Genomic DNA, 24,374 nt, shown 5'->3' with positions numbered 1-24,374 from the left:
AAATAAGGTGCAATCGTAGTGCAGGTTATCTCTATTTCCAGCCTCAAGGGCGGCGTTGGCAAAACTTCCATAACCCTTGGTTTGGCATCTGCGGCTTGGGCAGCTGGCGTCTCGACCCTAGTCATCGACCTCGACCCGCACGCCGATACGACCACCGGCCTTGGTATCAAACATGATGATATGAGTACCGAGATTGGCACGATGCTGCGTAAGCCTAAACAATTTCGGCTGCACGAACACGCCGTTACGTCTGGATGGATACAAACGAACCACCGTAATGGTACTGAATCGGGCGTGCTCGATGTCATTCGTGGTTCGGCCAAAACGTCTTTATTTGAAAAAGTGACGACGCGCCGTCGTGAAATTAATCGCCTTATGACATTATTAGATCAAACGCAGGGTTATGACCTGGTCTTGATCGATTGCCCTCCTGCGCTCAATGGTGTCACGCGTATGGCGTGGGCAGCTTCAACCGATGTATTACTGGTGGCAGAGCCGAGTTTATTTTCCGTTGCCGGCACCGAGCGCACCTTCCGGGCCCTGGATCTATTCCAACGGGAATACGCACCAAAACTGAGGAACTCCGTACTGGTCGTTAACCGAGTGCGTGCAGCTTCGACCGAACATAAATACCGCCTTGCTGAAATGCGTCGGATGTTCGGCAAGCGGATGTTAGACATCCAGGTTCCAGAGAGTTCAAATTGGCAGCAAATCCAAGGTGCTGCGTGGCCGGTTCACGCTTGGCCTGGCGATACGGCCTCAACCGCCGCGCGCACATTCGATCGGTTGCTTCAGCAGCTCCACCAACCACAAGTTTCTTCTCGAAGAGCCCTGCACGGGTAATTTTGAACGTGTTTCCTCAACGTGTGTAAGAGCAAAAACCCGGTTATGTATACATAACCGGGTTTTGATTGAGCTTCAAAGGAACGTAACGACCTGCTAGGAAGCGGTTTTTCGGCGAGTAGCACGTCGGGCAGCGAGCTCATCACCAGGAAAATCAGCATCGGACTGAAAGTCGGCCAGGCGCACTGCTGGAAGTTCAGCTAGTGTCCCTTCGACTTCACGCCATACCCGACCTACAGCAATACCATAGACACCTTGACCGCCTTGAACCAGGTCAATGACTTCGTCAGCTGAGGTGCATTCATATACGGACGCCCCATCGGACATTAAAGTGATTTGAGCAAGATCTTCAACCCCGCGTTCGCGGAGATGATCGACCGCCGTGCGAATCTGTTGCAACGAGACTCCGGTATCGAGGAGTCTCTTGACGACTTTGAGCACGAGTACGTCACGGAACGAATACAGTCGCTGGGTTCCAGAACCTTCTGCACCACGAAGCGACGGAACGACCAAACCGGTACGTGCCCAATAATCTAACTGTCGGTATGTGATACCGGCTGCTTTCGATGCGGTTGGACCGCGGTAGCCGCACTCATTGTCTAGCCACGGCGCATCGTCGTTAAACAACACACCCTGATTGCCAGCATCGAGACTCTGGCGATGCCCTGAATCACTTGTGTGAGACACTAGGGTTTCCTCCTGCTGTTCTGTTCCACACGGGGAAGATTTCGTAAGACTCACGTGGAACCGACATCATCTGCGATTACTGGTTAATGGTCTCACATTATGCAATGGAACGTATAGTATCCCACGCTATTCTGAGAATCAGCCCTGGTCAAAGACCGGAGAGAAAAACGTTAGTCGTGTCGGAACTATTTTTCGGTATCCTCAGCACCGTTACCATCGTTATCGCCGTTTTCGTCCTCGTCGTCATTGGCCGTCGATGTATTGGGTGGTTCTTCTTTAGCAGTTTCTTCTGGTGTGAGGAAATCCTCAGGGTTCAGGTCTTTGAGGAACTCGCGAAATTCATCCACGCTTTCTTCCGTAATCTCGGGCTCGATTTCGGGTTGCTCGATATTGAGCTCTGCTGCGATCTCACCTTCGGTTAAATCAATGCCTGCCGAGTCTAATACGGTGTCGGTCGCATAAACCGGCACACCAGCAAACAATGCAGATGCCACGGCGTCCGAGGCGCGTGAGTCCACCGTCGTCCCAGAGGTCAAAATAAGTTCTGCATAGAACACTTCTTCGTCAACTTTAGAAATGCGTACAGCTTGCAGTGGGTCACCGGCTTGCCGTAGAGCATCTACAAGCAATTGATGTGTGGTCGGTCGAGGCGTGTCGATCCCCTGCTGGGCAAGACCGATAGCTGTCCCCTCGGACGGTCCGATCCACAGACGGAGCAAACGTTGACTTTGTTGGTGCAAGAGCAAAAGGATCGGTTGGTTCCCCGGAAGTACGATCCTAATTTCAAGGACCTTCAGTACAATGTCGGCCATGGTGAAGCTCCTTTTCGTTGTGGTGACCAACGCTAGCTGCGGCTAGTCGTCCATATCTGCAATTTCAGCACTCACAACCCCTGCATGCAAGCGCAGGCATGCTTGGGTGATCTCTCGTGCTGCTTCCTGTGCGCGTTCCATTGAAACACCACCGTCGTGCTGCCCTAGCCCTGAGGTGGCCTGTTGTACCATTCCCAGCTCACGATCGACCGCGATACGAAAGGGCCGCAAGTGCCGTGGTTCAAAGCCAAACTCTGCCAAGGTCACCGCAGCTCGAGCCACTTTGAGACTGTGATCGTTATACCGCCCGGTCTCATCAGGCCAAATCAAACGGTATGATTCGAGTGTTTTCATTAACTCGTCAGAAGCCCCACAAATGCCCTGAAGCTCCGCCCGAGTCATAGGCCGAATATGGCCACTGATTTCGTGGGCAAGTTGTTGAGACACAGACCGAGGTTCAAGCCGTAATCCACCGGGTAACGATTCAGGGCGCTTCCCGGCGTCAATGGCGTCAAGGTAGTCTTTGATAACTTTAAGCGGCAAAAATTGATCACGCTGGAGTGCCAAAATGAAACGTAACCGGTCTACGTCAGCCTGCGTATATTTTCGGTATCCTGCTGCTGTACGAGCAGGGGTAATTAATCCACGTTCCTCTAAGAAACGTACTTTTGAGGCACGGACTTCCGGGAACTCAGCATTGATGTGTTCTAAAACTTCGCCGATACTCATCAATGCCTGCGAACGCTTTGAAGTCGCGGGCGAAGAACTACGGGGTTTATGGGAAGCAGCCAATATCTTGAAACCTTTTTCAACAACGTAAGATCAGATACAAGTTGTCGCCGGCATCTGACCGTCGACGAAAGCATCAAACGGCTACTTGGTAGGTTGCTGGGTTCCTGCATAATAGGACAACCGGAACTTGCCAATCTGCAACTCCATGCCCGTGCGAAGGAGTAAGGCATCGACCCGATCGTTGTTGATGTAGGTGCCGTTGAGTGATCCGGTATCGATAACGCGATAGCCGCCGGCTTCCCTTTCGAATAGGGCATGCTGACGAGAGACAGTCACATCATCAAGGAAGATGTCGGCGTCGGGATGACGACCGACTGTGACCTTGTCCTGATCCAGCAAAAAACGAGCCCCACGGTTGGGACCTTCATGTGCAACCAAGAGTGCAGATCCTACCGGCAAGGCTTCTACTGCTGAGCGTTCTTCAGCGTCAAGCGGCAGGTTTCTTAACGGTTCAAGCTTGGGCAACCCAACGGTCGTTGATTCTACCTCAGACGGGTCTTCTGAGTTACCAGGAACGGGGTTATCTTTTGTCATGCTTGAACGCTCCTTGTTGTACAAATTCATCGTGGGTGGCTCGACGGTTCAGACTGCCACCCTGGCCACCTAAGTTTAGCCGATAGATTCAGCTAATTCACTTGTTGAAGCTGGGAAACCTCAGATAAAACAGCCTGTCATCTGGGTTTTTTGGCCAAAGTATGCTGACAGTAAAATCCCAGACATTTTGGAGCAAATATTACGACTCCGACCTGCTGGACCTCCTCGAGTATGTGCCGAGAGGCCAAGACTAAAACATCCTTGGTTTAGTGCTAAACCAAGGATGATCTCGTCGGGCTGACAGGATTTGAACCTGCGACCCCATCTCCCCCAGAGATGTGCGCTACCAAGCTGCGCCACAGCCCGATCTTGCACTGATGTATTCAGTAGCTAGGATACTCGGGATACTCTACACCATGTCCAAAGAATCTCCGAATTTGTGTACTTCAGTGGATGCCGATGATTTCGAAAACTGGTCCTAGGATTGAAAATCGATTTGTCTTTCTTTCACAAATAAACCCTGTCGCCCATGTGCGTTTCCCCTTCAGGCCCATTGCGATTATCATCAGGTGAGCTTTTCGATTCCAAACATCATCCCCGTGCTTGCTCATAATGGAGCAATGGAGTCTGTCGCACCAGAACCGCTCTTTCAGGCACACGGCAGTTTCGTTGTCGTCGCATGCTTTGAGAAGCGGGGGTTACCCTTGCAAGCGAGCCTCGACACTGGCGAAACCGGTGAGGTCCTACGACGCAACGCTAGAAGTACCTGTGTTACTCATTGATAAGATCCTGGCCGCGGGTAGATCGCTGCAAGCCGGTGCTAGCGTGATAACCTGCAGCCGGAGCCGAAGTGAATCAGGGCAACGCTGTGCTTTCGGGGTGCAGGCGGCCAATTGGTTATGCCGCCAACGCGCACTCTTGAGGAGGTCGTCTACGGCATTCCAATCTCATCAATCTAGCGTTTCCGACGTTCGCGTACACGCATCGTCAGTTCGATAGGCGATCCTTCAAACCCGAAGTACTGTCGTAGACGATTGATGATAAATCGTCGGTAGCCAGGGTCCAAAAAGCCTGTGGTAAACAGTACGAATTTGGGCGGTCTGGTCGATGATTGCGTGGCAAACAAAATTCGGGGTTGTTTGCCACCCCGTACCGGGTGCGGGTGAGCCGCTACCAACTCGCCGATAAACGAGTTGAGCTTGCCGGTCGGGATACGAGTTTCCCAGGATTCCAGCGCGGTCTCCAACGCAGGCACCAATCGGTTTTTGTGCCAACCTGTTTTAGCTGAAATATTAATGCGTGGCGCCCAGGAGACGTGTTGCAGGTCTAAATCGATTTCTCGTTCCAGATCCAACCGACGGTCCTCATCAAGCAGGTCCCACTTGTTGAAGGCTAAGACCAGCGCACGGCCGGTATCCAACACGATTTGAATAATACGGACGTCCTGTTCGCTCAGCGGTTGGGACGCTTCCAGTAGGACTACTGCAACCTCAGCGCGTTCCAGGGCTGCACGGGTCCGAAGGGATGCATAGTAGTCGGATCCAGAAGCCATATGTTGACGACGTCGGATTCCAGCGGTGTCAATGAACTCCCAGATGTCACCGTCAAGCTCAATGAGCTCATCGACTGGATCACGGGTGGTCCCCGCGGTATCGTCGACGACTGCTCGAGCGCTACCTGCCAGATTATTGAGCAGTGACGACTTGCCTACATTTGGTCGTCCAACCAGCGCCACGCGGCGCGGTCCTTGGGCGGTCAGCACGTCTTTATGCGCTGATTCTTCGGGTAGATCTTCCAGCAATGCATCCAAGAGGTCTGCGGTGCCGCGTCCATGGAGTGCGGACACCGGCCACGGGTAACCAAAACCCAGACCCCATAGCATCGCGGCGTCAGCCTCATGCGATTGCCCATCAACTTTGTTGGCCACTAAGGTGATTGGTTTATTCGCTTTTCTGAGCATAGTGACAATGGCTTCGTCGGTAGCGGTGATCCCCACGGTAGCATCGACCACAAACAGCACAGCATCGGCTCGTTGTACGGCGCGCTCGGCTTGTTCCGCGACTTTGCCGGCCAAGCCCTTGACACCATATTCCCAGCCACCAGTATCAGCGACGGTGAATGGACGCCCATTCCACTCAGCTTCATAGAAGACTCGGTCACGGGTGACACCCGGGACGTCCTCGACTACAGCTTGGCGACGGCCAATGATCCGGTTGACTAGTGTTGATTTTCCAACATTGGGTCGTCCAACAACGGCCACGACGGGTGGCACAAAGTCCAGTTGTTCAAAGCTTGCTGCTTCTTCAAAACCTTCCAGGATCTGTTGGTCGTCGTCTTCAAGTTCGTATTGTTGTAAGCCGGCCAAATAAGCTTGAGTGCGGGCGTGATGTTCTTCATCAGTCATCTGCGCGAGGTCTTCATCGACCGTGTCAGCACCAGATGGAATGTATTCTTCTTCTGTCATTACGCTTTCTTAAGGTTGTTTGGCGTTGACTTGGCGTTGTATTTCAGCCAGGACGACGGTCACGGTGTCTTCAAGGGAAAGATTCGTTGAATCGATTTCAGCAACACCCTCAGCTGGGGTCATGAAGTCCACGAGGGCGGAGTCTTTGGCGTCCCGGACCATAACATCAGATTCAACATTGGTTGGGTCTTGATCAGTCTCACGAAGTTGTTGACGACGTCGCGCCATGCGTACTTCCGGTGAGGCTGTCAGCAAAATGCGAGCATCAGCGTCGGGGGCCACCACCGTGGTGATATCGCGGCCTTCCACGACAATACGTGGCCGTGATTCAATGGCTTGTTGTTGCAGTTTAACCAACAATTCTCGCACCTGTGGGCGTGTCGAAAGGGCTGACACGTTGGCAGTAACTTCATCGGAGCGAATGGCTTCAGTAATATCCTGTCCGTCTAGGACCACCGAAATATTATTCGGATTGAGGTCCTGAGCCAGTGGCATGGTGGTGATCAGTTCGGTAATCTGCTGGGTGTCCACGGTCTCCGGCTGGGTGAGATCCAAACCATTTCGCATGCACCACAGCGTTGCGGCGCGATAGTTTGCACCGGTGTCCAGATAACTGAGTTTCAAGTCTTGAGCCACCCAGCGGGCCACAGTGGACTTGCCAGTGCCTGAAGGACCATCTATGGCGATGACGAGCCGTGATTGTGCAGACATTACAGTACCTTCCATCCAAGTTTGGTTAACGCGTTAACCAGGTGCTTCTTATGACCGGGAACCACAGCGATTTCCAGCATACCCACCTGGTAACCAGATGAGTGTTCCATCCTTAAGTCTTCCACGTTCACCCCCGCATCGGCCACAGCTTGTAGCGCTGAAACTATCGCCCCGGGCTTGTCGTCGACCAGCACGGTGACCTGGGCAAATCCTTGAGCAGGCCCACCATGCTTGCCAGGAATCCGCGCTTGTCCGCGATTTCCTTCGTCCATCAGTTGAGCGACGTCGAGTCGAGCCCCTGAGGCACTAGGCGCACTCAGGGTGTTAATTAACCGGTCAAGGTCAGCTTTCATCCCATGAAGTTCTGGCAGGATGTGTTCAGCATTTGCAGTCAAGATCTGTACCCAGAGACTGGGATCAGATGCAGCGATTCGGGTCGTATCACGCAGCCCATTACCGGCCAATTGCAGCGCTTGTCCAGAAGTGTTTTGAAGGCGCGAGGCCAACAGCGAGGCAGCAATCTGCGGCAAATGGCTGATTTGGGCTACAGCACCATCATGCTCTTCGGAAGTCATGTGATAGATGGTGGCGCCAAGCAGCCGTGCGATATCAGAAGCAACGTCGATGACGTGTGGGGGTGTTTCCGAAGTCGGGCACAGCACCCATGGTGCAGCGGTAAATAACTCGCCACGAGCTGCTACTGGGCCTGACCGTTCACGTCCGGCCATCGGGTGAGTACCGATATAACGCTGCGCATCCTGTGCAGTGAGCTCACCTGCTGCAACTGCTGCCGCGATCTCCTGAGCAATGGCCCCTTTGACCGAAGCGATATCAAGCACGACCGCAGAGGGCCAACAACGCAAGGCTTTGATCACTTCTGTACCTGTAACGTCTGGCGGTGCTGCGACAACTACGGTGCCTGGTTGGTCTTCATCGGCCAGCCCTTGGCCAGCACCGATATCTTCGGCCACCGCCTGGGCAGACGGTGACGGATCAGTGAGCAAAACCTGTAAGCCGGCCGATCGTAAGCCGAGACCGATCGAGGTCCCCAACAGACCTGTCCCAATAATGAGCACGGGCTCATGGATGGTGTGGTGTTTGGAAATTGTCTCTGTAGCTGCTGCTAGTGAGGCAGTGTTGACAATTTCTGTGCGTGAGAACCGCGGTGTCGTCATAGTCCTACCGTTGCCATGAGATGTCCAACTTCTTGGGAGTTGAGTTGTCGGATGCTGCCTTGACGCTGGTTGCCCAGGGTAATGGGTCCGTGGGCAATGCGGACTAGGCGTTGCACAGGATAGCCAACAGCTTTCATGAGACGACGCACCACACGGTTCTGACCGCTATGGATGATGACTTCGCATAGGATGTGGCCGGGCGTAGAGTCTACAACTTTAAAGGAGTCGACGGATACGAGGCCGTCTTCTTCCAGTTCGATGCCTTTACGAAGTTCATCGCCGACGCCTTTGCGCATTGGGCCCTTGACCTGGACCAGATAGGTTTTTGGCACTTCGTAGCTTGGGTGTGAAAGACGATTTGCAAGTTCGCCATCGTTAGTGAGTAGCAGCAGGCCCTCGGTTTCATTATCGAGCCGACCTATGTGGAATAGCCGGGTATCTGCGGTATTGACGAAGTCGGCAATCGAGGGGCGACCTTTCGGGTCCGACATGGTTGAAATAACGCCCCGAGGCTTGTTGAAAGCATAGTAGACAGACTCGGGTTTCGTGTTGACGCGGATACCATCAACAAAAATAATGTCGTTGTCAGGATCAACGCGAGTGCCCAGTGCGGTCACGATTTCTCCGTTAACCTCGACCCGCCCCTCGGCAATGAGATCTTCTGCTACGCGGCGGGAGGCTATACCTGCAGCCGCAATGACTTTTTGGAGGCGTTCGCCTTCCGGCACGTGTTGGCGGGATTTCTTGCCCTGGCCCTTGCCTCTTCGGTATTGGCTACGGTCTACTGGACCTAGATTGCGATCATAGACGGCACCGGAAAATGGGCCACCGCGACGACCAGCTTTGGGTGTGCGGTTGCGGCGTCCGGAGCCTCTCGGCTTGCGGGATGTCATAATTATTCCTGACTTTCTGCTAATTTACTTGCTTCATCTACTCCGGGAAGGAGCGGGGAAATCTTCGGCAGTTCCTCTATAGAGTTTAGGCCAAGTAGTTCCAAAAAATAATCCGTCGTTTTATAGCGTACGGCACTGGTATGTTCCTCAGTGCCATCTTCGGCAATCAGTCCTCTGGTCAGGAGTGTGCGTACGACAGAATCCGAGTTCACGCCACGGATTTGGGCAACCCGTGATCGAGTAGCCGGTTGTAGATATGCGATAACTGCCAAAGTCTCTAAGGCAGCTTGGCTTAATTTTTGTGTGGCCCCTTGAACCATATATGTGGCGACCACATCAGCATGATCTGCACGAGTATAAAGACGCCAGCCTCCTGCGACGTGTCGCAGTTGAAAACCTCGAACAGGACCGTCAGTTTTTCCGTCATAGTCGCGTTGAATAGCTTCCAAGGTGGTCTCGAGTTCGGTGGGGCTGGCTTCCGTGACTTTGACCAGTTGTTGAATAGTCACCGGCTCATCGGAGATTAACAAGATGGCTTCTAGCTGGGCAAATAATTCTGATTCATAGCGCCGCTGGGTCATGCTGCCTCTTGCCAGAACACGGTAATTTCGCCCAGTGGGGTTTCCTGCTGCCAGTTGATTAACCGATCACGGTACATCGTTAGTAAACCCAAAAATCGTACGACAACCACCATTGTGGTTGATGCGTCACGAGTGAGATCGCTAAACGTCAATCGACCAGCTTCTTGAATGCGACGAGACATGATTGATACTTGTTCGGTCAAGGAAACAATCGGTGCGTGTAAGTGTTGAGTGCCGACTTCAACAGGTTCGGTAACAAATTTTGTAAAGACTTCGTTCGCGATGAGGGCAAAATCATCAGCAGATAGGTCAAAGACAAGTTCTGGCAACAGGTTTGCATGTTGAGGCTCCGGCCCACCCTGACGTGGCAGCATGGCTGACTGCACACTGATGCGTTCCTTGATCAAATCCGCTGCCTGTTTGAATGCTCGGTATTGCAATAACCGGGCAAATAACAAGTCTCGTTCTTCTAACAGCGCCATCTCGTCAGTGGCGTCTGCGATTCCAGATGGGAGCAAACGGGCGGTCTTCAATTCCAGCAGGGTCGCGGCTACCACCATAAATGAGGTCGAGTTCTCTAAGACCTCCTCGGTAGTTTCCAACGTCGCCACGTACGCTAAGAATTCATCGGTTACTTCGGCTAGTGCAACTTCTGTGACATCCATGCGTCGACGAGCTATCAACGATAGCAGTAGGTCAAACGGTCCTGAAAAATTAGTGAGCGCTAGTTCAAAGCCAACTTGCTCTTCGGTGTACTCATCATCGAAGGTCGGCACGGCTAGCTGGCTCATGGAGCGCCACCGCGGCAGATCAGTTCTCGAGCAAGTTGCTGGTAGTTTTTGGCACCAGGATGATTGGGCGCAAAGGTTGTAATGGGTTCCGCTGCCACTGTTGCATCAGCAAACTTGATGGAACGGTTAATCACTGTTTCAAATACTCGGTCGCCGAAGGCCTCTACCAATCGTCCGATAACTTCTTTCGAATGCAAGGTTCGCCCATCGACCATTGTCGCTAGCACGCCGTCGATAATGAGTTCCGGGTTGATGCGATCTTGGACTTTTTCGATGGTTTCTACCAGCAGTGCCACGGCACGCAAAGCAAAGAATTCAGCAGTCAGTGGGATAATCACACCGTGTGCTGCAGCCAATGCGTTGACCGTCAACAGGCCCAGCGACGGTTGGCAGTCAATGATGATGACATCGTAGTCGTCAATGACGGGACGGAGGGCTCGAGCCAGCACTTGCTCGCGTGCCACCTCATTGACCAACTGTACTTCTGCAGCAGATAGATCAATGTTGGCTGGCAAGAGATCAATGTTTGGATCGTCAGTCTTGACGATCCCGTCGCTGATATGTACGCCACGTTCCATCAAGACGTTATAGACCGTGAGGTCCATTTCGTGAGGGTTCATCCCGAACCCCGCCGACAGCGCGCCTTGAGGGTCAAAGTCAACCATCAGCACTTTTCGACCATAACCTGCCAGAGCAGCCCCCAGGTTCACTGAAGAAGTGGTTTTGCCGACACCACCTTTTTGGTTCACCATCGCGATAATGCGAGCAGGACCGTGTGCTTCGAGTGGCTCTGGAACTGGAAATTCGTGCTTTGGCCGCCCGGTGGGTCCGATCACTGGATCTCCAGTGATCATCATCACGGGTTGTGGTTGTTGGCTGGCGTCGTTCACGATGTTTGAAACTCCTGACCGCTACGTAAGTTGGGGTTGTGATCCTCTTAGTATTCGTAAGTGACGTGAGTGTAGTTTCTGACTCTAGTGTATTGCCGGTTCACATGACTTCCCGAACTTATTTGTTTTTCACGGCGAGCCTTAAAGTTTAACGTCAAACCTGAAGGTCAGGCTAGCCTTGCGCCCGAGGATGCGCGTAGGCAAAAACCTCCCGGAGCGTGTCGGCAGTGACTTGTGTGTATATCTGGGTCGTCGTCACTGATGCATGCCCGAGCAATTCTTGCACAACTCTAACGTCTGCTCCGCCTTGCAATAGGTGCGTGGCAAATGAGTGGCGCAAAGTGTGCGGGGAAATTTCTTCGGTGAGTTCGGCGTCTTCAGCAGCTTGTTTCAGAATATTCCATCCGGTCTGCCGCGATAACCGCCCTCCGAACCTGTTTAAGAATAGCGCAGGTGAACCTTTCCCACCGGCAGCGTGCTTGGGTCGTCCACGAACCAGATAAGCATCAATAGCTCGTTGCGCGTATGAACCCAACGGCACGATACGCTCTTTTGAGCCTTTACCGAATAACCGAACAATGGTGGTGTCATCGTCGTCGAGATGCACAATGTCATCAACGTCAAGATCAATTGCTTCGGTAATACGAGCACCGGTGGCGTACAGCAATTCCATCATGGCTCTGTCACGGAGTCCCTGGGCGCTGTCGATCGGCGGAGTATCTAATAGCCGGGTGATTTCGTCGATGCTGAGAGCGTCGGGCAGCTGTTGTCCGGTTTTGGGGGGTTTAACTTCTGCAGCCGGATTGGTTGAGGTCGTATTTTCCAAAAACATGAATCGGTGCCAACCACGAGCAGCAATAAATACTCGGTTGACGGAGCTTTGGGCCAGTTTTCCCATGTTGTGGCTACCTGAGCTAAGCGCCTGGAGAAAACCCGCAAGGTGGTGAGCAGTAATCGTCGTGACGTCATCAACGCGTTCCTGAGCGAGATAACGCAAATAGCGTTGGAGGTCTCGGCGATACGCTGCCAATGTGTTGTCTGATAGACCACGTTCGATCATCAGATGATTCAGATAGGTGGTGACAAGACGCTGCAGGGCTTCGGGGATCGCGATGTTTTCAGCCATACCGGTTAGAAAGGAGCCTCGGCCGGACGTGCCTGGTGTTGTCCATTTAGCACCAAGTGAGCTGCCAAGATACCGCTAATTGCATTGACGTTTCGGATTGCTCCAGTCAGCACGGCATGCAATGCTTGATCGAAGGGTATCCAGCGTAGGATTAAGTGTGCTTCTTCGGCTTCACGTTGATGGTGTTGATCTGTTGGAAGCTCTTCGATGCCTTGGGCCAAGAAGATACGAATGGCTTCTGCTGAAGACCCAGCCGAAGGATAGTGGTCGACTAACACAGACCAATCTGCAGCTTGCAGGTCAGCTTCTTCGGCCAATTCACGTTGGGCTGTGACTAGATGGCTTTCCCCTTCAACGTCCAAGAGCCCCGCCGGGATTTCCCAGCAGTCCTGTCCTACCGGATGACGATACTGATTGATCATTGCGATCCGCTGTTGATCGTCAACGGCCACAATCGCTACCGCGCCCGGGTGGGTAATATATTCGCGGGTAAGCGGCTGATCAGTATCAGTCATCGTGAAGGTGTCCCGTTGAATATCCCAGATTGCACCTTGAAAGACTGTTGCCTGATGCTGAACTGCCACAACCCGGTCGGTGTCGTGTATGTGTTGTTGGCGCATTAATGTGAGGTCTCCAAGAGTTCTTTGGCATGCTCGCGAGCTGAGCTTGAATCGGCGTGTCCTGCCAGCATGCGTGCCAGTTCAGAGATGCGGTCTTCTCCGACCAATTCGCTGACATCTGAGGTTGTGAAACCTGCATCCACGTTCGGAGCCTTATTGACTCGCAGGTGTTTATCGGCGTAGGCCGCAACCTGGGGTAGGTGGGTGACGACAATGACTTGAACGTGTTTAGCTAATCGGGCTAGACGTCGACCGATCTGTACTGCGGCTTCGCCACCGACACCAGCGTCAATCTCATCGAAAATAAACGTCGGGACCGGATCAGTGTTTGCTAGAACTACTTCAAGCGCCAACATGATGCGCGACAGCTCACCGCCTGATGCGCCTTTACCAAGTGGTCTCGGGTCTGAGCCGGGGTGTGGCTGCAGTAACAGCGCTATATCGTCAAAACCGTATGGTCCAGGTAGTTCTGCTGGAGTGATAGCCACCGAGAACTGCGCGGTTGGCATCAACAAGCCATGGAGTTCCTTAGTAACTTCCTTGCCCAGTCGTTCGCCAGCCTTTTGTCGAAGCGAGGTCAATTCCGTGCCTTCTTGCTGGAGGCGGTCAGTCAACTTTTGCTGTTCTTGTTCTAAATACTCGATACGATCAGTATCGCCGTGGAGTTCATCGAGGCGCGGGCGCTGTTCTTCAGCCCACCGGATAACATCAGCCAGCTCCGGCCCATAGAGCTTTTTGAGACGATTCAGCTCAGCTAACCGGGATTGTGCTTGGTTCAAGGCAGCAGGACCTTCATCATCCAGGCTCGAAGCAAACTGAGAGATTTCCGCAGTAATGTCTGCAAGCTCGATACCGACCGAGGTGAGCCGTTTGCCGATCTCTTCGAGTTTTTCCACCTGGCCCGGTGCCTGTGCAATAACTTGGCGCGCTGCTTCCACTAGTGATTCGGCACTTGAAGCATCAAGATTATAATCATCCCCTGACAGAGCTGTTGTGGCCATGCGTGCCGCATCTCGAAATTCTTCGGCGGATTCTAGGCGTTTAATGCGCTCCTGGACTTCTTCGTCTTCGTCGTCTTGAATGTTGGCGTTATCGATTTCTTCTAGGCTGCGTTGCAGGTTTTCAGCCTCAAGGGCACGCTCTTGAGCCTGATGAATCAGTTCTTGGAGCTGATTGGAGACCTCTTGCAGGCTGGTATAAGTCTGCCGGTAAGCAGCCAGCGCTTTGGCAATGGATTTGCCCCCGTAGGAGTCCAGAGCGTGACGTTGTGCTGTCGTTGATTTCAACCGCAGTTGATCAGACTGACCGTGAATAGCGACCGCATTTTCCCCGATTTCCGACAGTAGAGCCACCGGAACACCGCGGCCACCGGCTGTAGCCCGCGAGCGGGTACCGGAATCTGAGGCGCTGATTGCACGGGTAATGACCAGGTGGCGATCATGGTTATCCTCATCTAGGATCGCGCCTGCTTCTTCAGCTGCACCGATCGCTCGATGATCGGCTGGTAATACAAACCCAGCCTCAACTGTTGCTTTGGAGTCACCTGCACGAATCGCGCCGGCATCCGCACGTGCCCCTAACAACAGGTTCAGTGCGGTCACGACCATCGTCTTACCGGCGCCAGTTTCACCCGTGACGACGTTGAACCCCGGATCAAGTTCGACGGTGGTTTCTTCGATGACGCCTAACGAGTTGATCGACAGGTATTCTAGCATGCGTTGCTCCCTATTCGTCCTCGACTGGTGGTTTCGATACGTCGATAATTACCTCTTCATCGGCCTTGGTGACTATCGGAATTGGTGTCGTACGCGGTGGGACCATATCTGGGCGTGGTGCCGCATGGTGAGGTTCCACGATGCGAATGCCTTGCGAATCAGCCAGGGACTGATGCCAGCTGTCTTGATCTCGTCGAGCGCGCTCGCGTGCATCAATCGCAGCTCGGTCTGTTTCGCTAATCGAGCCACGCCAACCTTCTGTGGGCAGATCGAACTTTCGGACCAGTCGTTCTGAAAATGGGGTCAGTGCCAGCCGCGCCAGTTTGACTGGACTATCTGAGCGGGTGACTTCAATTCGCGCCCCAAATGGCAAGTCCACGGTCCGTCGTCCGTCACACCAGAGCACTCCGTTTTCGTTGCTGCGTTGCAGTACGTCAACAGAGATGACGGATTCCGGGGCAACAACTAATGGGCGGGCAAAAAGTGCGTGGGCAGATAAGGGCACCATCAGCATGGCTTGGACCTCAGGCCATACGATGGGCCCGCCTCCGGAAAACGCATATGCCGTTGAGCCGGTGGGAGTTGCCATAACCACTCCGTCACAGCCGAACGATGAAATCGGTCGATTATCGACGCCGATGACCACCTCAAGCATACGCTCCCGATTGGATTTTTCCACGGATGCCTCATTCAAGGCCCAAGTATGAGCTACCAGGTGTTTGCCCACCAAAACTTTCACGTCAATGGCCATACGTTCTTCAACGAGGTAATCCTTATTGACCACCGCCGAGACGGCAAGTTCTAGATCGGCTTGTTCTGCTTCGGCGAGGAACCCCACGTGGCCGAGATTGACTGCCATCAGCGGCAGATTAGATTCGCGAACCATCTCAGCAGCACGCAAAACCGAACCGTCCCCGCCCAAGACCATGCCGAGTTCAACATCGTGTAGAGAAGTTTTGGTGTCAATTGCATCGACACCGGCCTCGTGAGTTTGTAGTACGCCATTATGAATGGCTTCGTACATGACGGCAGCATCGTGAGGCAACATGACCGGTGTGAGCCCGGACGCACGTAACAATTCGATGGCCTGCAATGCAGATTGCATCGCCTTTTGGCGTCCCGTGTGAGCCAAAATTAATATTCGCCGGCTCATGGTTCTCCTTCGTTCGTACGTATTGCCCAACACACCAATCTAGCCATTTTATCTGATTTTGCTACCTTTCCAGACGCGGTGTGGAAAACCTGTCACGACTTAGTCAGCCCACTGAACACGCTGGGAGTCTAACCATTGCGACGCTTCAATTGTGGCATGAAGATGCGCTCCGGCAACATCGTAAGTGGCCCAAAAAAAGAATTCCCGATTGCCGTCCTGGCCTGGTAAAGGACTCAACACCACCCCTTGCGGCACTAAACCCTGAGCTAAGGCTGTTTCAATCACGGCCACGACGGCCTCGCGTCGTTGATCTGGATCTGTCACGACGCCAGTTTTTGGTAGGCGCTCACGACCGATCTCAAATTGCGGTTTAATCATCAAGACCAAGTGGGCCCCGGGTACACATACCGATACTAAAGCTCCGAGAACGAGTCTCAATGAGATGAACGACAGATCAGATACCACGATGTCCACTGGCTCGCCGATTTCTTCCAACTTAAGGTATCGAACATTGAGTCCCTCATGGACCTCGACTCGTGGATCGACCCGCAAACGCTGTATCAGTTGGTCATGGCCAACATCGACGGCAACGACCTTACGTGCCCCTTGCTGGAGCAAAACATCGGTGAACCCACCGGTCGATGCGCCGGCGTCTAAACAGCGAGCCCCAGAGACTTCGATGGTGTGAAAAATTTCTAAGGCTCCGGCTAATTTGTGTCCGGCACGAGAAGCAAATTGGGGCCCAGATATCGTCAGCCTTATGACGTCTTGATCCGAGACTTTAGTCGCGGGCTTCGTGACCTTTTGATCATTGACGATCACCTCACCGGCCTGGATATGCTTAGCTGCTGCGGTTCGAGAGGTTACCAGCTGACGCAAAACGAGTGCTTGATCGAGACGTATCACTCTGTTAGTCTCCGGGTCCGTGTTCTTCAGGAGCGTTGAGCAGCTCCGTCAGTTCAGTCAGTAAGCGCTCATACGTGGCGAGTTCATCAGCGGGTGAAAGCTCATGAACATCAGCTAACTGTTCGGCAACCTCGGCTGACAAGTTCTGCACGTCACGCATCGCGACTCCAATAATCATCGAGGGGTTCTTCAAGTAACGCTCCGAGATCCGGCAGCACCCAGGCCGGTGTCACGACCGTTCGATGGGCGTCAATATCTTGGCGCCGGTGGATTCCGGTCTCTACCAGCGCACCATCAAATCCAGCGTTTGCAGCACCAAGAACATCAGTATCTAACCGATCCCCAACGACCAGAGGTCTGATCATAGAAAGTCTCTGAGCCATCGTCGTGAACATGACCGGGGCCGGCTTTCCTGCAGCAATCTCAGGTCGCGTTCCTGTTGCCTGAGCGACGGTATTGACTAGCGATCCATTACCAGGAGCGATCCCTTCACTCAGCGGGATCGTTAGGTCAAGATTTGTTGCCAACCATCCTGCTCCACGCTGTATGGCAAAACTGGCTTGTGCCAGATCATTCCATCCCAGTTTGGGGTTGAAGCCTTGCACAACAACTTGCGGTTCGTCAGCAGCAACCTGGGTGACCTCGAAGCCTGCGGCTTGGACCTGTTCGGTCAATTGCGGTGAGCCCGTAACCAGAACCGGACCGGCATCACTGCGATAGTCTGCAGAAAGCAGATTCACAACAGCTTGGGCCGAGGTCATCACATGCTCAGTATCAGTGTTCACACCAAGCTCAACGAGTCGCTCTGCGACCTCGCTGGCTGCTTTAGAAGCATTATTCGTGACAAATGCGACCGGTATCCCTGCGTTTATGAGTGTGTTGAGTGTAGTGACGGCTCGATCAATCGGCTGTGAACCTGCATACACGACACCATCGAGATCGCATAGCAGGCCGTCGTACCCATTAAAAAACGTCGTCACGGACTAACTTTCGCCGCCTTGAGCACCTGTTTCCTCTTTGGAAGCTGCCGGAGGTATGACGTCGCGCGCACGAACCGAAGGAGTCGTTTCCTCCTCTTCTTCCGCGACATCAAAGATTTCTGGTTCGGGCTCAACATTCAAACCTAACGCACGTTCTGCCCTGATGGCTAGATTCGCCCATTTGCGGGCTTCAGTCGTTCGCCCTGCGCCCTCGAGTGCCTGAGCGTAAGCATTAAAGAGGCGCGGTGAATAGGAAAATCCGCGACGCGGGTTGAGTTCTGGAATTTCCAACGCCTTGACTGCTTGTTCGGCGTTGTCCTGGTCTAGATGAATGCCGGCAACCACGATGGCCAATTCGACCCGAGACGTGACCGGCAGTTTATCGAGGGGTGCCTCGGCTGCCATTTCGAGTGCTTTTTCAATGCGGCCCAATGCTCGTTCTGAGTCCACCATCTCTGGCAGATGCGCGTTATCGCCTGAAATTCGGCGGTAGGTACGAAATTCCCGAAGGGCTTCTGAGAACTTGCCCGCAGCATAGGCCGTCATCCCGGCGGCTTCACGCACAACACCGAGTCGACCGCCTCGTCGAGATGCCGCAAGCGCATGTGCAAACGCTAGTTCAGGATCCTCTTCCATCAATCGGCCAGCCATGACCAGGTGCTTCTGCACCCAGGGGCGGTTCTGTTCGTCGAGCGCGCCCAGTTCCCGTTGCACACTTTTATCCAGTTCACTACCGGTCACATCGGGATCGATATCCGGAGAGCGTCCACGCTCTGGACGGTTCGCTGAACGTAGGTCGGCTGGGTTGTGCGGTGGCGGGGTGCGTTCCGCGTGTTCTGGACGATCCTCACGACGACGCGGTTTGCCATCGAATTTCCGTGGCCCTTTACCGCGACCACGACGTTCATCCCGGCTTCGGCTTCCCCCATGACGGTCACCATCACGCTGCTGACCGCGCTGCCGCCCCTTACCGAAGCTAGGTCCGCGGTCACGCTGTTGCCGATCGCGGGGTGCATCTCGACGATCCGAACGTTCCTCACGTGGGGAATCGTCGCGATCCTTCGGCTGGTTTTGAGTGCTGTCGGTCAAAGCTGTTACGTCCTTGGGTCAACGTTGCGCCTGTTTAGGGTACAAGCAGGTCAATATACTGCCACTATCCTACAACTGTTCCCCACAAAGCCCGCTGGATTTTGACCGTTGACGGCGTCCTTCGCCAACAGCAATGACTTACTTACATTGTGGCAGCAGTTTGCCAACCACAGGAAGAGCACAAATTTTCGGCCTGACGGATCCTTCGACTACAAAGTCTGGATCCAGTCCCCCGACAGGAAAATTCGCCAACGATTGTTGCGAGGGAGTCAGAGGTGTTGGATGCGGGGATGATTTTGGAACTGAAGTCATGATGTCTCCTCAAAGACCTCGAGCGCGTCACAAGCGCCGAATGAAAAAGGAACTGGTCTGTGGGAACCCGTTATAAGGTCGACGGGTAGCAACAACTTCGGACGATGGTTAGACCGAAATCTTGCAGAGCGTCTGCGAGGTTATGGCAGAGTCGGCAGCTGAAGCCTACGCCACTTCCACCGTGTGGGCGGAGAGTGTATCCGGCGAGATCAGTATCAGATGCTGCATCTTCGAAGCTCCGATAAACGCCCACTGTAATATAACTCACGACCAATTACTAGGGTTTTGGTAGAATTTCGCATCCCTGGCTCAATAAGTCTGAAGTCTCATCGGGCCCTTGACCTGGCGTGGTATTCTGACAACTCCAAATCATGTGGCCTTTGAGCCTTTACCCAGGCCAGTGCCGCTGCATGTGCTGTCGTCATATACCCCATGATCGCCAGGTAGTGCACACGAGCCGCTCGTTCAATTATCACAAAGCAGAGCCTTTCGTTATGTCTCTGCTTATTACCTGTTCAAGGAGTTCATTCAAACATGGCAACACCTAGCCCCGGATATTCGATCATTGTCAAAGTCCAGGCCCCCACGACGTTCACCGCTACCAGCGATCTGACCGCTGTAGTTGCCGAGGCCGGTGCTGCGATCACCGCGTTGGATATTGTTGACGCCAGCCACGTATCCAACATCATCAACCTGACGTGTAACACTCGAGGCAGAGAACATAGCCGCCAAGTCAAAGACGCCATCGAAGCCGTAGAAGGATTCGAAGTGCTCAGTCTGTCTGACCGCACCTTCCACATGCACCAGGGCGGAAAGCTACAGACGGTTTCGAAAGTTCATGTACGCAACCGCGATGATCTCTCTCGCGCCTATACCCCGGGTGTGGCGCGTGTTTGCAAAGCCATTGCCACGGACCCGGTTCGCGCCCGTGAATTGACCATCAAGCGCAACACCATTGCTGTGGTCACTGATGGCACCGCCGTCTTGGGTCTAGGTGATATCGGTCCAGCCGCTGCAATGCCAGTCATGGAGGGTAAAGCAGTCCTATTCAAACAGTTCGCCAATGTCGACGCCTGGCCTGTTGCACTCGATACCAAAGACACCGAAGAAATCATCCAGATCGTCAAAGCGTTGGCTCCGGCTTACGGTGGTATCAACCTGGAAGATATTTCTGCTCCACGGTGCTTTGAAATCGAAGCTCGGCTCCGTGAAGAACTTGACATCCCCGTATTCCACGATGACCAACACGGAACCGCAATTGTTACCCAAGCCGCATTGAATAACGCGCTGAAAGTCGTCAACAAGAAGATCGAAGATGTCCGTATCGTTGTTTCTGGCGTCGGAGCTGCCGGTCATGCCATCATCCGATTGCTTAAGGCTTCCGGTGCCAAACACATCATGGCTGCTGGCCGCGACGGTGTCTTGGAACCAAATACCAGCCAGCGTGATGAGCACCGTCAGTGGCTGGCCGACAATACCAACACCGAAGGTTTCTCCGGCAGCCTAAAACAGGCCATGGTTGGCGCTGACGTCTTTATCGGGGTGTCCGCACCCAACCTCATTGATGCTGATGACGTGGCCAACATGAACAAGGACTCCATCATATTTGCCATGGCCAACCCCGACCCGGAAATCCTACCGACCGAGGCTTCCAAGCACGCTGCTGTTGTCGCGACCGGTCGTTCCGATTTCCCGAATCAGATTAACAACGTGCTCGCCTTCCCGGGGCTGTTCCGTGGCCTCTTGGATGCCGGGGCGTCTGATATCACCGAAGATATGCTGGTTGCCGCTGCCGGTGCAATTGCCGAAACCATCACGGAAGACGAGCTGAACCCAAGCTATGTCATCCCGTCGGTGTTTAACCAACGCGTCGCACCAGCCGTCGCTGCTGCCGTGGCCGAGGTCGCAGAACGCAATGGCATCACACCAGCCACGGTTGAGACCCAAGACGACATCGACTTCTAGTCTTCAACTATCAACGTCGCTGGGACCGGCAGTTGCCGGTCCCAGCTCCTTTCAAGCAGGCGGCTACGTACGCTTAGGCATTGTCTAATGCGTCTTTTAATGCCGCAAGCAGCAGGTTGGCGTTGGCTTCAGTGGCATTGTGCCCCATCATCCCAATGCGCCAAATCTTGGCCGCATAGGCACCGGTACCGGCACCGATTTCTAAATTGTATTTACTCATCAAGTAATTACGTACGGCAGCTGAATCAACGCCATCGGGAACCTTGACTGTGGTCAGCTGGGCTAGACGCGAACCTTCTTCGGCGAACAAGGTTAGACCCATGGCTTCAAGGCCATCCTGTAATACCTGTCCTGCGGTGGCATGACGTGCGTAAACATTCTGCAAGCCCTCAGCAAATATCCGTTCTAGCCCCGCTTTCAATGACACCACCATTCCAGTTGGGGCAGTGTGGTGATAAGTACGTTGCCCGCCGGTTGTCCCGGTTGCATACCCGCCCAAAAGATTCAGATCCAGGTACCAGTTCGACGGCTTTTCAACGCGGCGTTCAAACGCCCGGTCAGAAATGGTAAACGGTGCCAGTCCAGGGGCAACCCCTAGACATTTTTGTGACCCTGCATACGCCAAGTCAACACCCCAGTCATCAAGCTGTATGTCCATACCGCCAATCGAGGTTACACAGTCGGCCAGCAGCAAGGCGTCACCCTTATTCTCGCCCAGCGCCTGAATATCCGAGACGACGCCAGTCGAGGTTTCTGCATGCACCGCGGCGATAATTTTGGGATTTGGGTGGGCGGTAATCACGCGTTCGACGTCAACGGGTGTGCCATATTCGTGTTCAACCGCGATCACGTCGGCGCCGTGACGACCCGCAACATCAACCATCCGTTCGCCAAAGAGCCCGTTGACGGCGACCACGACGACGTCACCGGGATGTACGGTGTTGACGAAGGCAGCTTCCATTCCAGCAGAACCGGTGGCTGACAGCGGGATGGTGCGCTGGTTTCGTGTACCCCACACCTGACGTAACATTTCACTGGTGGCATCCATGGAGTCGATAAAGGCGGGATCGAGATGCCCAAGCAACGGTAAACTCAAGGCCAAATGGGCTTCAGGATACGGATTACACGGTCCGGGACCAAATAATTGGCGACCAACAATTGGGCTTTCAAACACAGAATTTTCAGTCATAGTTCCACAGTCTAGGCTCAGCGCTGTCTCGTGGGTATATTCGATGTTCTCCCGCGATTATTGCGTTACTCCTAGTCAATACTAAGCAAGGATCGATAGGCTGAACGCATGACTTATGATGTCCCTGAGATTCTTGGCGATCTGTCCATTCCTGCATTGCGCTCTTCTGGCTCGATGAAGTGGAGCATGTTTGCCGATCATATTCATGGTCAGGAAACGCTGCCCTGTTTTGTTGCAGAAATGGACTTCGCTCCCGCGGCGCCGATACGGCAGGCCCTGACCCGATGGGCGGAGGATGGTTCGTTAGGATACCGGGATCCGGTGCTGGTCGAAGGTTTTCAGCGCGTTGTAGGCCAATATTTCTCGACCGTTGGCTTAGAAGTGTCTGACGATAGCGTTCGCCCCATCTCGGATGTCATGACCGCATACGACGTCGTCGCACGTTTATTTACTCCCGCCGATTCGCCCATCACGTTGATGACGCCGGCGTATATGAATTTCGTACGACACGTCTTTTCTGATCAGCGTCGGATTCAGACCGTAGATATGCTCGCCCCTGAAGAGTCTCATGACCACTGGCGGATTGATTGGGAGGCTTTGGAACACGCGATGTCAGCCGGTGGTTTATTGGTTCTCGTGAATCCGCACAACCCCATCGGCAAGGTATACACTCGCACCGAGCTGGAATGCATCGCGGAATTGGCCCAACGTTACGGAGTCCGGGTGTTCTCTGATGAAATTCATTCGCCGTTGGTTTACGATGGCCATCGTCACACACCATTTGCTTCAATCAGTGCTCAAGCAGCAGAAGTCGCGATCACGGCGTGGTCAGCGACGAAGGCCTATTCAATCCCTGGGACAAAAGCCGCCAGTTTGATTTTCACCAATCCTGCTGATGCGGACCTGTGGCAGCGCTACGCAGCACATTTCGAAATGGGGACCGCCTCATCGGGATATGTTGCCACTATCGCCGCGTTAGAGCATAGCCAACAGTGGTTCGACGCCGCACGACAACAGTTAGATACCAATCGTAGGCTATTCGGTGAACTCGTGGCTCACCATCTGCCCGGAGGGCGCTACCGTCAACCCGAATCTACCTACTTGGCATGGCTCGACTTACGCAGTACACCTAATTATGCCAAGTTTGCAACGCTTGTGACCGAGCACCGTAGCCTTGCAGATATTACCGCTGAACACAGTGGCGTCGTCGCGACGGACGGCGCTGCGACGGGAGCTTCAGGTGCAGGACATCTGAGAATCAATTTCGCGACCGCCCCGGCAATCATAGAGCAAATCGTTACCCGCCTGGGCGCAGTTTATGCTGGCTAATGTCTCTGCTGGTGCACCAACCGTCTAGATTCAAAATATCCTGATACAAATAATGAACGTCAAATGGCCCATAGCGTGAAACTGTGTCACCGCGGTCTTGATCTATGTACCCCTGGGGAGCAATGAAGCCTATGCAGTACATGGTCACTAACTTCAAGTGATTGGCCTCAGGTACAGTGTAACCACGACAACAGCGGTCTCACTTTGATGATTCGGCTCAGTGACGAGGCTATGGAGGTTACATCGTGTCGTACCCACCCGAACAACTCCAATTGGTAGATCTGAATGACGAACGAGAGGTACTTCTGGAGGCAGCAAAAACTGCCGTTGCAAGACGAGCTGGCAGCACAGTCTATCGCGGGGATGGTGTTCGGCAAACGCTCGTGGTCATACTCAGCGGAGAACAAATGGCCGAACATGAGAGTCCATCGGAGGGATTTCTGCACGTACTAGAAGGTAAAGTACGGCTCAATGGTGACAACCGGTCCTGGGAGATTGCTGCTGGGCAGCTGTTTCCCGTTCCGCCTGAGAAACACTCAGTCACAGCACTTGAAGATTCCGTGCTCACGCTCACCGTCCTGCGACAGAGCGTCATTAATAGATAACGAACGATAACTATTGCAGAGTGGTTGTTAAAGGCGGATGGCCCCGATCAACCTGTGCTGATCGGGGCCATCCGATGAAATGTTGTCCGGCGGTGTCCTACTCTCCCACACCCTCCCGGGTGCAGTACCATCGGCGCTGTGGGTCTTAGCTTCCGGGTTCGGAATGGGACCGGGCGTTTCCCCCACGCTATAACCACCGTAACCCTAGACCC

General features: G+C 53.7%; 24 protein-coding genes, 1 tRNA gene and 1 rRNA gene. 4 read left to right on the top strand and 22 right to left on the bottom strand.

Going from position 1 to position 24,374, the window contains the following annotated elements:
* Window positions 1-18: 18 nt before the first annotated feature.
* Entirely contained in the window at window positions 19-843 is an 825-nt protein-coding gene (locus tag K8V32_RS08640) for a ParA family protein (RefSeq protein WP_303905879.1), read from the top strand.
* 96 nt (window positions 844-939) lie between these two features.
* Here K8V32_RS08640 and K8V32_RS08635 read toward each other — a convergent pair whose 3' ends face one another.
* The 20 genes from K8V32_RS08635 to K8V32_RS08540 form a co-directional block, all read right to left on the bottom strand.
* On the bottom strand, window positions 940-1,530 hold the full coding sequence (locus tag K8V32_RS08635; protein WP_303905877.1) for a MerR family transcriptional regulator: 591 nt from the start codon (window positions 1,528-1,530) through the stop codon (window positions 940-942).
* A gap of 185 nt (window positions 1,531-1,715) precedes the next feature.
* A complete protein-coding gene (locus tag K8V32_RS08630; protein ID WP_303905875.1) occupies window positions 1,716-2,342 on the bottom strand; it encodes a bifunctional nuclease family protein in 627 nt (208 codons plus the stop codon).
* Between the two features lie 42 nt (window positions 2,343-2,384).
* Complete coding sequence (gene ftsR / locus K8V32_RS08625) at window positions 2,385-3,071, bottom strand: transcriptional regulator FtsR (protein ID WP_303905872.1); 687 nt, start codon at window positions 3,069-3,071, stop codon at window positions 2,385-2,387.
* 144 nt (window positions 3,072-3,215) lie between these two features.
* Window positions 3,216-3,668 (bottom strand): FHA domain-containing protein, encoded by a 453-nt coding sequence (locus tag K8V32_RS08620; protein ID WP_303905869.1) that lies wholly within the window; start codon window positions 3,666-3,668, stop codon window positions 3,216-3,218.
* 292 nt (window positions 3,669-3,960) lie between these two features.
* Window positions 3,961-4,034: transfer RNA gene (locus K8V32_RS08615), tRNA-Pro, on the bottom strand.
* A 589-nt stretch (window positions 4,035-4,623) separates the two neighbouring features.
* Window positions 4,624-6,132, bottom strand: coding sequence for a ribosome biogenesis GTPase Der (der, locus tag K8V32_RS08610; RefSeq protein ID WP_303905865.1), 1,509 nt, complete (start codon window positions 6,130-6,132; stop codon window positions 4,624-4,626).
* Between the two features lie 9 nt (window positions 6,133-6,141).
* Window positions 6,142-6,843, bottom strand: a complete 702-nt coding sequence (cmk, locus tag K8V32_RS08605) for a (d)CMP kinase (RefSeq protein ID WP_303905861.1) — start codon at window positions 6,841-6,843, stop codon at window positions 6,142-6,144.
* Complete coding sequence (locus tag K8V32_RS08600) at window positions 6,843-8,018, bottom strand: prephenate dehydrogenase (RefSeq protein WP_303905858.1); 1,176 nt, start codon at window positions 8,016-8,018, stop codon at window positions 6,843-6,845. The genes cmk and K8V32_RS08600 overlap by 1 nt, the downstream gene beginning before the upstream one ends.
* Complete coding sequence (locus K8V32_RS08595; RefSeq protein ID WP_369681054.1) at window positions 8,015-8,911, bottom strand: pseudouridine synthase; 897 nt, start codon at window positions 8,909-8,911, stop codon at window positions 8,015-8,017. The genes K8V32_RS08600 and K8V32_RS08595 overlap by 4 nt, the downstream gene beginning before the upstream one ends.
* A gap of 2 nt (window positions 8,912-8,913) precedes the next feature.
* The gene (gene scpB, locus K8V32_RS08590; protein WP_303905855.1) at window positions 8,914-9,492 is read right to left on the bottom strand and encodes an SMC-Scp complex subunit ScpB; all 579 of its coding nucleotides are present in this window, start codon (window positions 9,490-9,492) and stop codon (window positions 8,914-8,916) included.
* Window positions 9,489-10,283: a segregation and condensation protein A gene (locus K8V32_RS08585; protein WP_303905852.1), complete on the bottom strand. Its 795-nt coding sequence runs from the start codon at window positions 10,281-10,283 to the stop codon at window positions 9,489-9,491. The genes scpB and K8V32_RS08585 overlap by 4 nt, the downstream gene beginning before the upstream one ends.
* On the bottom strand, window positions 10,280-11,140 hold the full coding sequence (locus K8V32_RS08580) for a ParA family protein (protein WP_303905935.1): 861 nt from the start codon (window positions 11,138-11,140) through the stop codon (window positions 10,280-10,282). Before K8V32_RS08580 ends, K8V32_RS08585 begins: the two co-directional genes overlap by 4 nt.
* 205 nt (window positions 11,141-11,345) lie before the next feature.
* Entirely contained in the window at window positions 11,346-12,299 is a 954-nt protein-coding gene (xerD, locus tag K8V32_RS08575) for a site-specific tyrosine recombinase XerD (RefSeq protein WP_303905849.1), read from the bottom strand.
* A 5-nt stretch (window positions 12,300-12,304) separates the two neighbouring features.
* Complete coding sequence (locus K8V32_RS08570) at window positions 12,305-12,919, bottom strand: NUDIX domain-containing protein (RefSeq protein ID WP_303905845.1); 615 nt, start codon at window positions 12,917-12,919, stop codon at window positions 12,305-12,307.
* Entirely contained in the window at window positions 12,919-14,634 is a 1,716-nt protein-coding gene (gene recN, locus K8V32_RS08565) for a DNA repair protein RecN (RefSeq protein WP_303905843.1), read from the bottom strand. Before recN ends, K8V32_RS08570 begins: the two co-directional genes overlap by 1 nt.
* A 10-nt stretch (window positions 14,635-14,644) precedes the next feature.
* Window positions 14,645-15,787 (bottom strand): NAD kinase, encoded by a 1,143-nt coding sequence (locus K8V32_RS08560; RefSeq protein ID WP_303905841.1) that lies wholly within the window; start codon window positions 15,785-15,787, stop codon window positions 14,645-14,647.
* A 99-nt stretch (window positions 15,788-15,886) separates the two neighbouring features.
* The gene (locus tag K8V32_RS08555; protein ID WP_303905839.1) at window positions 15,887-16,693 is read right to left on the bottom strand and encodes a TlyA family RNA methyltransferase; all 807 of its coding nucleotides are present in this window, start codon (window positions 16,691-16,693) and stop codon (window positions 15,887-15,889) included.
* 4 nt (window positions 16,694-16,697) lie between these two features.
* Window positions 16,698-16,844, bottom strand: coding sequence for a hypothetical protein (locus K8V32_RS08550; protein WP_303905836.1), 147 nt, complete (start codon window positions 16,842-16,844; stop codon window positions 16,698-16,700).
* A 1-nt stretch (window position 16,845) separates the two neighbouring features.
* A complete protein-coding gene (locus K8V32_RS08545; protein WP_303905834.1) occupies window positions 16,846-17,673 on the bottom strand; it encodes an HAD-IIA family hydrolase in 828 nt (275 codons plus the stop codon).
* A 3-nt stretch (window positions 17,674-17,676) separates the two neighbouring features.
* Window positions 17,677-18,762: a tetratricopeptide repeat protein gene (locus tag K8V32_RS08540; protein WP_303905831.1), complete on the bottom strand. Its 1,086-nt coding sequence runs from the start codon at window positions 18,760-18,762 to the stop codon at window positions 17,677-17,679.
* 846 nt (window positions 18,763-19,608) lie between these two features.
* On the opposite strand from K8V32_RS08540, the gene K8V32_RS08535 reads away from it, so the two are divergent.
* A complete protein-coding gene (locus K8V32_RS08535; RefSeq protein WP_303905829.1) occupies window positions 19,609-21,039 on the top strand; it encodes an NAD-dependent malic enzyme in 1,431 nt (476 codons plus the stop codon).
* Between the two features lie 73 nt (window positions 21,040-21,112).
* On the opposite strand, the gene K8V32_RS08530 is transcribed toward K8V32_RS08535, so the two are convergent.
* Window positions 21,113-22,228: a pyridoxal-phosphate-dependent aminotransferase family protein gene (locus tag K8V32_RS08530; RefSeq protein ID WP_303905826.1), complete on the bottom strand. Its 1,116-nt coding sequence runs from the start codon at window positions 22,226-22,228 to the stop codon at window positions 21,113-21,115.
* 108 nt (window positions 22,229-22,336) lie between these two features.
* Here K8V32_RS08530 and K8V32_RS08525 point away from each other — a divergent pair, with 108 nt between their 5' ends.
* Entirely contained in the window at window positions 22,337-23,557 is a 1,221-nt protein-coding gene (locus K8V32_RS08525; RefSeq protein ID WP_303905824.1) for a MalY/PatB family protein, read from the top strand.
* A 245-nt stretch (window positions 23,558-23,802) separates the two neighbouring features.
* Complete coding sequence (locus K8V32_RS08520; RefSeq protein WP_303905822.1) at window positions 23,803-24,162, top strand: cupin domain-containing protein; 360 nt, start codon at window positions 23,803-23,805, stop codon at window positions 24,160-24,162.
* Between the two features lie 84 nt (window positions 24,163-24,246).
* On the opposite strand, the gene rrf is transcribed toward K8V32_RS08520, so the two are convergent.
* Window positions 24,247-24,363 (bottom strand): 5S ribosomal RNA (gene rrf / locus K8V32_RS08515).
* Window positions 24,364-24,374 lie beyond the last annotated feature (11 nt).

This window comes from Enteractinococcus helveticum, assembly GCF_020742345.1.
Classification (GTDB): domain Bacteria; phylum Actinomycetota; class Actinomycetes; order Actinomycetales; family Micrococcaceae; genus Yaniella; species Yaniella helvetica_A.
Note: the sequence above shows the minus strand (reverse complement) of the source record. Positions and strands in the feature narration are given on the sequence as shown.